This is a genomic window from Jatrophihabitans sp., assembly GCF_036389215.1.
Taxonomy (GTDB): Bacteria; Actinomycetota; Actinomycetes; order Mycobacteriales; family Jatrophihabitantaceae; genus Jatrophihabitans_A.
Genome location: NZ_DASVQG010000178.1, coordinates 1 through 8,680 on the forward strand (window position 1 = coordinate 1; position 8,680 = coordinate 8,680).

Consider the following 8,680-nt stretch of genomic DNA (forward strand, 5'->3'; position numbering starts at 1 on the left):
AAAGAGTGCGCGGTCGGCGAAGAACGACGATTCGGCTCGGACCGCGACTCCCGGATCCACCATCCAGGCCGTGGTGTGCAGCGCCAGGCCGTCGAACCGGTCCTGGTCGTCGGTGGCGGAGAAGCCGATCGATCCCTGCTCGAAGAATGCCGACGCGGTCGCCGTGTCGGCGAACAGCCGGCTTCCGATCAGCTCCGCGGTGACGTGCACGTCCAGGGTCACCGCCACACTGCCGTCCCGGGCGGTGAACGCCACGTGGAGGTCGTGCTCGGTCTCCACGACGTCGAAACGGGCCCGGTGAAGGGCGCCCGGGTAGATCCGGCCGCCCACCGCGGCGTTGACGAGGGAATCGCTGTCGCGGCGGGGGATGTACACACCCGTCCCCGGGCCGTCCGAGGTGTCCCACTCGACCGCGATCCGGTGCGCGGCGTTCTCGCTGGTCAACCCCAGCCGGGCCGGCAAACCGACCGGTCGCATTGAACCGAGCCGGATGAGACAGATGCCAGCCACCGCGTACCCGTTCACCAGTTGCGGGCGGAACGGTGCGGGCAACAGCGACGCGATCACCTCCGGGTCGACCCGGTAGTTGACCAGCAGGCGGCGTTGGACGGTACCGGCGAGCCGCGGCAGCTTCATGGGTCTCCTCTTGCAGGCTGGCATGAGGGTATGCCCTTCATGGTCGCTGCATGAGGGTATGCCCTTCATGGTCGCTGCATGAGCCGGAGCACGAGAGTGACGGCCGGCAGGTAAGGGTCGTCCGCATCCGTGCGCCTCAGCTCGGGCCGCGCCAAGTGGTCGGTGACCGCCCGGTAGATCAGCGCACGCAGCAGGTACTGGCCTCGCTCGGGATCGTCGCCGAGGACGTCGACGATGTCAGGTCCGGCACTCTCGAACACCAGGGCGTCAGCGACGACGATTGCGGCCGCGAACTGTGGCGGGCGCCGGTAGGGCGACAGATCGATGATCAGCGGAGGCCGGTCCGCGGCGAACAGCACGTTGCCCGTGAGGTCACCGTGGACAAGCTGAGGTACCCCCGACACCGGACGCAAGGCTGCGACCAACTCGGCAAGGTGCTTGACCCCGGCGTAGTGCCGGGCGGGCAGCTCGCCCCATGCGACACGGTCACCGATTGACCAGTTGTCGGCACGCTCTGCCAACCACGGTGGCACGGGCACGGCGGCGAGCGCCGCGTGCAGCTGGTGGCCTGCCTGCACGATCTGCTGCCAATGCCGGGGGAGACGGCGGCCGGGTTCCCACCGCCATGCCGTCCAACCCGACACCACCCAGCGGCCGTCACGGGCCGGCAGTGGCGGCGACACCCGGAACGCGGCGTGCCCGTCGATGGCGCGCAACACCTGGGACTGCCACGCCACCGCCGTCGGGCTCATGTCCGCCGGCTTGAGCACCGCCGGTCCCGCTCGCCACGACCGGCCTTGCCCGCCCGGCAACGGCGTGACCGGACCGGACAGCCCGAACTCGGCCAACACCTGCCAGGACGGCTCAGGACCATGCGTGCACATCCGCCTAGTATCGGCACACCGGCACACCGGCACACCGATCGCCGAGGGCATGCGGCCACGACTACGTTGTGTCAGCCGACCTCAGGAGTCGTGAGAATGATGAGTTGCCGGGTCGCTCGGGTCATCGCGACATAGCGGTCGACCGCCGCTTCGATGCCGCTGATGGCGCTGCGGAACGCTTCGGCTTCCAACGTCCCGGCTTCTGGTGGTCCGGCGTCGATGAGGACGACCAGGTCGAACTCGAGCCCCTTGGACAGCTCCGGAGTCAGCGACCGGACGCGCGGCTTGTCGTGAACCAGCGCCCGGACCGTGGCGTTCTCGCTGTCATGGGCGCCGATGACGCAGGCGATCCCGTTGGCATGCGCGGCGAGCCAGCTGTCGAGGATCGGGCCCAGTTCCGAAGCGGATCCGTGCACGACGGGGACGCCGCTGCTGCGGATGGAGGTCGGCACGTTGGCGTCCGGGAGGACGGCCCGGATGACCGGCTCGGCTTCGGCCATCACCTCTGCCGGCGTCCGGTAGTTGATGCTCAGACCGGCCACGGTGATCCGGTTCAGCCCGATCCGCTCGAGGCGTTCCGGCCACGACTCCGCAAACCCGTGCCTTGCCTGGGCGCGGTCCCCGACGATGGTGAAGCTCCGGGACGGGCAGCGGCGCAGCAGCAGCTGCCATTGCGCGTCGGTCAGTTCCTGGGCCTCGTCCACGACGATGTGCGCGAACGGGCCGGCGAGCAGGTCCGGGTCGGTGCCGGGCAGCGCGGTCTCCTCGACCAGGGTGTTCCGGGCATCCTGCCCGCGCAGCATCGACATCACCTGCATCTCGGAATCGTCGGCGGCGATCAGGTGCTCGACGACCAGGTCCATCTCCTGGCGTTCTCGGGCGGCGGCGGCCTCGTGGCGGCGTTTGCGCCGTGACGCCTTCGGATCGCCGAGTCGCTGCCGCGCCGCGTCCAGCAGCGGCAGGTCGGACACCGTCCACGCCTGGGCGTCCTTGCGTTGCAGCGCCCGGACGTCCTCGGCGCTGAGCCAGGGCGCGCACGTGCGCAGGTAGGCGGGTACCGACCACAGGTCTGCGACCAGGTCAGTCGCTTCGAGCAGCGGCCATGCCCGGTTGAAGGTCGTGAGCAGTTCCTCGTCCTGCAGCAGCGATCCGCGCAGCAGGTGCGGGGAGGCGTCGCCGTCGTACTTGTCCATCAGGATGGTGAGTAGCTCCTCCCAGATCAGATCGCGCGCCTCGTTGTGGGCGGTTCCGGGTTCTGGCGCCTCGAACGCCTCGGCCCAGTCCTCGGCGCTGAGCGGGATGTCCGACCATGGCGTCTCGACCGTCATCGGCTTGGTGGGTGGCTCCTCGTAGAACCGGACGGCCGCCTCGATCGCCGTCACCAGGCTCGCGGACGACTTCAGCCGCACCACGTTCGGGTCGGTCTCGACAGCTGCCGCGGCTCCCTCGGCGACGAGGTCGCGCAGGGTGCAGGTCTGCACGCCCTCCTCGCCGAGACTGGGAAGGACGTCGCAGACGTAGTCCAGGTAGAGCTGGTGCGGGCCGACGAACAGCACGCCACCGCTGTGCTGGCCGCTGTGCTGACCGAGGCGCGGGTCGGAGTAGAGCAGGTAGGCGGTGCGGTGCAACGCGACGACGGTCTTGCCGGTGCCGGGGCCGCCGTCGACGACGAGAGCGCCGGCCGATCCCGCGCGGATGATGGCGTCCTGATCGGCCTGGATGGTGCCGAGCACGTCTTGCATCCGGGCCGACCGGCTGCTGCCCAGGCTGGCGATGAAGGCGGATTGGTCGTCAAGCGCGGGGTGTTCCTCGAACCCGGCCATCCCGTCCGCGGTGAACACCTCGTCCCAGTAGTCGCTGATCCGGCCCCCGGTCCAGCGGTACCTGCGGCGGCGTGCCAGCCCCATCGGGTTGGCGTGGGTCGCTCCGAAGAACGGCTCAGCCGCGGGGGAGCGCCAGTCGAGCAGCAGCCGACGGCCCGTGCTGTCGGTGAGGCCGAGGCGTCCGATGTAGACCGGCTCAGGGTCGTCCGCGCTCACCATGTGTCCGAGGCAGAGGTCCAGTCCGAAGCGGCGCAGGGCCCGCAGCCGAGCGGTCAGCCGATGGATCTCGAAGTCCCGGTCCATCGCCCTCTGGCCGGTGCCGCCGGGTGCCTTGCGCTGGGCGTCGAGGCGGTCGGACAGGTCGGCGATCGACTGCTCAAGGCTCTGTGCAATGGCCGCGAAGTGCCGATCGTCGCCCGCGATGAGCTTCGGGTCGGCCTTGGCGGCGAGGTGGTCGGGGAGGTCGAACGCGCTGGTAGTCAAGGGATTCACGTCAGCAGCTCCGGTCTGAGGCCATCCGGCTCTGGCCTCGGCCCGCGATTCTGCGGCACGACCCGGGTCTTGCCGCAAGACCCGGGGTGCGCTATACGTTGGAAGTGGCGCAGGTGTGAGAAGGCAGCCTCACCGCGCCTTCTGCCACACCGAGACGTGCTGCCGGCTGTCGCTGGTGAACGGGTTGCGATGCCAGTCGTTCCAGCGGTGTAGCAAGGTCATCCCGGCGATCCGTGCCATCAGATCGAGTTCGGCCGGCCAGACATAGCGAAACGGTATTGAGCTGCTTTCCAGCCGGTCGCCGTCCCAGCGGTAGTGGTGCGAGACGAGCCGCTGCGTCACAAGGTCGTATTCGTCGAAACCGAGTTTCGTCGCCGCCACCGTGAACGGCCGTACGGTCTCGCCGGGTGGCAGCCGTTGCAGGTCCGGCACCATCACCTCGATCACGAAGCACCCGCCGACGTCCAGGTGCGCGGCGACGTTGCCGAAACAGGCGACCTGCTCGTCCTGGCTGGTCAGGTTCATGATGGTGTTGAACACAAGATAGCCGAGCTGGAAGCTGCCTGGCACTCTGGTGTGCGCGAAGTCGCCGAGCGTGACGCCGATCTGCTCGGCACCGGGCTTGGCCGCCAGCCGGGCGAGCATCGCGGAGGACAGGTCGATGCCGTGCACCGGCACACCCCGCCGGCTCAGCGGCAGCGCGAGGCGTCCGGTGCCGATACCGAGTTCGAGGGCCGCGCCGTCACCAGCCAGTTCGGCGAGTACATCGATGGCCGGCTCGATGGCCTCGTTGGCGAACATGTCATCCTGCGAGGTGTCATAGCGCTCGGCGACCTGGTCACCGAAGAAGTCGTCAGCCATGCAGGCATCCTTGCCGCTCAGCGCGGCTTCGCCCAGCGAATATGCCGTGTCCGGAGGGGAAGGGCCACCTTCCTCAAGGGAAGGGCCGCTTTCTTTCGAATTGACATAATGTTGATTATCGGCAGTAGCGCCATGCGGACCGCGTCGGGGCGATAGGCTGGCTGATGTGGCGAGGATGACACCGGCGGAGGCAACCGCTGTCAATGTCCTCGCATCCTACCTAGTAGGCGCGGGTCAGGAACTCCCGATCGAGGTGGCGCGCCTTGGCGACGTTGGCCAGCCGTGCGCACAACCGGTTGCAGACCGGCTGGGATGAAACCGCCGTACGACGCCAGTGGCCGCACGCATACCAAGCAGGCACTGATTGACCTAGCGTCCTGAACAGGCTTAGGGCGGATAAGGCAATCTCTAGAAATTAGTATATAAATGGCATACGGTGCATCAGCCCCTTCATTCGGTGGAGGTTCAGATGCCCAGTAGTGCTTCTCCTCGTCGCCGCATCGTGACCCTGGCCGCTTTGCTCGGCATGGCGGCTCTGGCCGTCACTGGTGTCGCGCTCACTACCGGTCCTGCTGCCGCCGTGCCCAGTCCGAAGGCGTCACCGTCCGTGCTGGCCGCGCAGTCGGCCGCCCGGCTGGTCGCTTCGCGGTCGGCGTCGATCCAGGCCAGCAAGGATGACGCCTACATCGCGCATGCGGTGATCTCGACCCGTGAGGGCCTGCAGTACGTTCCGTACGACCGGACCTACAAGGGCCTGCCGGTATACGGCGGTGACTTCGTCGTCGTCACCGACGCCGCCGGTCAGGTGCTGTCGACCTCGGTGGCGCAGGACCGGGTGATCAGCCTGTCCACCGCCGCCCGGTTGACTGCCTCGCAGGCCGCGACCGCTGCCCGGGCGTATGCCGCCGGTCAGACCTTCGACGCGGTTACCAGCGTCCGCAAGGTGGTACTGGCCATCGGCGCGCCGCGGCTGGCGTATGAGTCGGTGGTGATCAGCCACACCGGTGCCAAGTCCAGCAAGTTGCACGTGTTCACCGACGCCAGGACCGGTGGGCTGGCCTACTCCTATGACGAGGTCCACGAAGGCTCCGGGACCGGCAAGTGGAACGGCCCGAGCCCGCTGACCATCGACACCAGCCACCCGACCACCACCACCTGGACGATGACTGACCCGATCCGTCCGGGCGTCTCCTGCCGCAGCTACCCCGGCGGAGCGGTGCTCTCGGGCGGCGATGACGTGTGGGGCAACGGGGTGGGCACCAACATCGAGACCGCGTGCGTGGATGCCCTGTTCGCCCTCGAGACCGAGTGGCGCATGCTCGGCGCCTGGCTGGGCCGTAACGGCATCAACGGCTCCGGCGTTGGCTTCTCGATCTACGTCGGTCTCAATGAGGTCAACGCCTACTGGGACGGCACCCGGGTCCTGGTCGGTCACAACAACGCCGGTGAATGGCTCACCTCCCTGGACGTGATCGGGCACGAGTTCGGGCACGCCGTTGACAGCTTCACCCCCGGCGGCATCGGCTCCGGCGCGGTCGCCGAGTTCACCGGCGACGTCTTCGGCGCGCTGACCGAGGCCTACGCCAACGAGCCCGCTGCCTATGACGAGCCGGACTACACCGTCGGTGAGGAGGTCAACCTGACCGGCAACGGGCCGATCCGCAACATGTACAACCCCTCGCTGCTCGGTGACCCGAACTGCTACTCCGCCTCCATCCCGACCACCGAGACCCACGCTGCGGCCGGACCGGGCAACCACTGGTTCTACCTGGCCTCCGAGGGCAGCAAACCGACCAACGGCCAGCCGACCAGCCCGACCTGCAACGGAACCACCGTCACCGGCGTCGGCATCCAGACCGCCGGCAAGATCTTCTACAACGCCATGCTCGCCAAGACCACCGGCATGACGTACCTCAAGTACCGCACTCAGACGCTGAACGCCGCCAAGAACCTCACCCCCGGCAACTGCACCAACTTCAACAAGGTCAAGGCGGCCTGGAACGCGGTCAGCGTCCCGGCCCAAACCTCCGACCCCACCTGCATCACCACCGGCGGGGCGTCTTTGCGGTGATGCTCCCTGCACGCCGCAAGGATCATCGGTCGAGCGCTGATGCGTGAGCGCTGGCATAGGTAGGGAATGTCGATGTTGCTGCGAGTTCACCCGAGACCTAGGTCGGTGGTGAACTGGCGCGCGACGACAGCAGCCCGCTTAGGCCGTATGTTATAAACATGGACAACGACCCCAAGGACTATTTACGGTGAACTCCAGGAAAATGTTTGCGGACGTCACCTGCGGAGCTGTTGCAGTCGGCGTGCTCCTTACCAGTCCTCCCGCCGCCCTGGCAGCGGGGTCGATTCAGTTCACCGGCGGGTCCGCCTGCGACAGCACTGGCAACGGCGGTTTCGTCTGCTACTTCAACGTTACCGGCGGTACCACCCCGTATACGGCGACCTGGTCGTCGAGCAACGGATGGGCCACTGTCACTCGGACAACTGTCAGCCGGATCAACACCCGGCCGATCGAATACGAAATCGGTGGCTATGGTTCCTGCACCATAGGCACGAGCAGCTACATCACCCTACGCGTCAGCGACTCGGCCGGCCACGTAGCGACAACCACCGGTGCGCTGAACTGTACTGCGGGATCCGAGGCCTAAGCTCCGCGAACAGTTCGGCCGGCATGATGCTGGCTGCCGAAGGTTGGGACAGTCCTAGGCGCTAGCCCGTGGTCGCGTGGTGCCAGCCGGTTGGGGGGTCTTCGCCGATGAGTCCGTCCACTGCCTCGCGGAGCACTATTCTGCCGTGGGCTGCAGGAAAATCTGCCGGCGTTAGGACCACCGATCGGCAGACGTCGTCTGTGATGTGCGGCGCGCATCAGCCGGTCGAGCAACTGCTCGACCTAAGCATGGCAGCAAGTGAACGGATCCCGGCAGGTACTTATCTTTTCGTCAAGGCGGGCAGTCCCCTATTTTCACAGCATGATTCGTAGAAGCCGCTTGTTCGCGTTCCTCCTCAGCGTGCTGCTTGCCGCGGCGCTCATCTCACCGGCGACCGCACAGGCCAGCAGCGTCAACCTTTGGCACTGCTCACCGTTCGGCGACGGCTACACCTACCCGTGCACCACAATCCAGAACACGCCGTCCAGTGGCGTGCATGTGCTGGACCGGTCAACCGGAACCATCGTCACCTGGCACGACGGCACCAGCGTCGTGCTCTTCGAATGGGCGATCGACGACGGCACCTCGTGCGGGGTCAACAACGACAACTACGTGTGGCTGGTGTACTGGTACTCCGGCGGCTCCACCCACTGGGGCGTGCTGGGCGACTGGTGGTTGGCCACCGGTGTGTGGAGCGACTGGAGCGGCTACACCGACAGTTGGGGCACCCTCGGCAACTCAGCCCACTACCGCGGCCACGGGCAGGGCGCCTGCACCTACTTCGCCCCCTACGCCGGCTGGTAGTCCCACCGAGTAGCTGTTGAGCGCACCGGGGCTTGAGTAGGCGGTCACGCCTACTCAAGCCCAGCGCGTCTCGGTCGCGATCGAACTCCGCTTCTCGGGTGCCGATGCCCCGGCGGCCACCGGCGGCCGAGGGGCGTGGCCGGCACTGATGCAGCCGGTCGCCGCCAGGACGGCCGGAGCCGGGCGACGTAGAGTTCTGGCCATGAGTGCTGACGTCGTACGCGCGTGCGCCGAGGCCGCGCACGCCGCGGCCGGCAGCGTGGCCGCCGCCACGCCGGAGGCCATCGACGCGGCGCTGCGAGCGATCGCCGACCGGCTCACCGACGACAAGGCCGCGGACGCGGTGCTGGCCGCCAACGCCGAGGACGTGCGGACCAGCGGGCTGGAGAGCGCGATGCTCGACCGGCTCCGGTTGGACCGCGACCGGCTGGCCGGAATGGCCCACCAGTTGCGGGTGCTGGCCGAGGTGCCGCACCCGCAATGGTCCCGGGTGGTCCGCGAGCTGCCCGGCGCGCTGGTGGAG

The 8,680-nt window shown here is 67.7% G+C and carries 6 protein-coding genes and 1 pseudogene; 3 read left to right on the plus strand and 4 right to left on the minus strand.

Going from position 1 to position 8,680, the window contains the following annotated elements:
* The 4 genes from VF542_RS09260 to VF542_RS09275 all read right to left on the minus strand — a co-directional run.
* A partial coding sequence (locus tag VF542_RS09260; RefSeq protein ID WP_408651415.1) for a DUF2071 domain-containing protein occupies window positions 1-636 on the minus strand: 636 nt, incomplete at its 3' end.
* A 65-nt stretch (window positions 637-701) separates the two neighbouring features.
* Window positions 702-1,520, minus strand: coding sequence for a hypothetical protein (locus tag VF542_RS09265; protein WP_408651416.1), 819 nt, complete (start codon window positions 1,518-1,520; stop codon window positions 702-704).
* 71 nt (window positions 1,521-1,591) lie between these two features.
* A complete protein-coding gene (helR, locus tag VF542_RS09270) occupies window positions 1,592-3,835 on the minus strand; it encodes an RNA polymerase recycling motor ATPase HelR (RefSeq protein WP_408651417.1) in 2,244 nt (747 codons plus the stop codon).
* Window positions 3,836-3,964: 129 nt separating this feature from the next.
* Complete coding sequence (locus VF542_RS09275) at window positions 3,965-4,696, minus strand: class I SAM-dependent DNA methyltransferase (RefSeq protein ID WP_408651420.1); 732 nt, start codon at window positions 4,694-4,696, stop codon at window positions 3,965-3,967.
* Between the two features lie 469 nt (window positions 4,697-5,165).
* Between VF542_RS09275 and VF542_RS09280 the strand changes: the two genes are divergently transcribed.
* The 3 genes and pseudogenes from VF542_RS09280 to VF542_RS09290 all read left to right on the plus strand — a co-directional run.
* Window positions 5,166-6,767: a M4 family metallopeptidase gene (locus VF542_RS09280; protein ID WP_408651418.1), complete on the plus strand. Its 1,602-nt coding sequence runs from the start codon at window positions 5,166-5,168 to the stop codon at window positions 6,765-6,767.
* A gap of 907 nt (window positions 6,768-7,674) precedes the next feature.
* Window positions 7,675-8,157, plus strand: a complete 483-nt coding sequence (locus tag VF542_RS09285; RefSeq protein ID WP_408651419.1) for a hypothetical protein — start codon at window positions 7,675-7,677, stop codon at window positions 8,155-8,157.
* 202 nt (window positions 8,158-8,359) lie between these two features.
* Window positions 8,360-8,680 (plus strand): annotated as a pseudogene (locus VF542_RS09290) (gamma-glutamyl phosphate reductase); the annotation flags it as partial.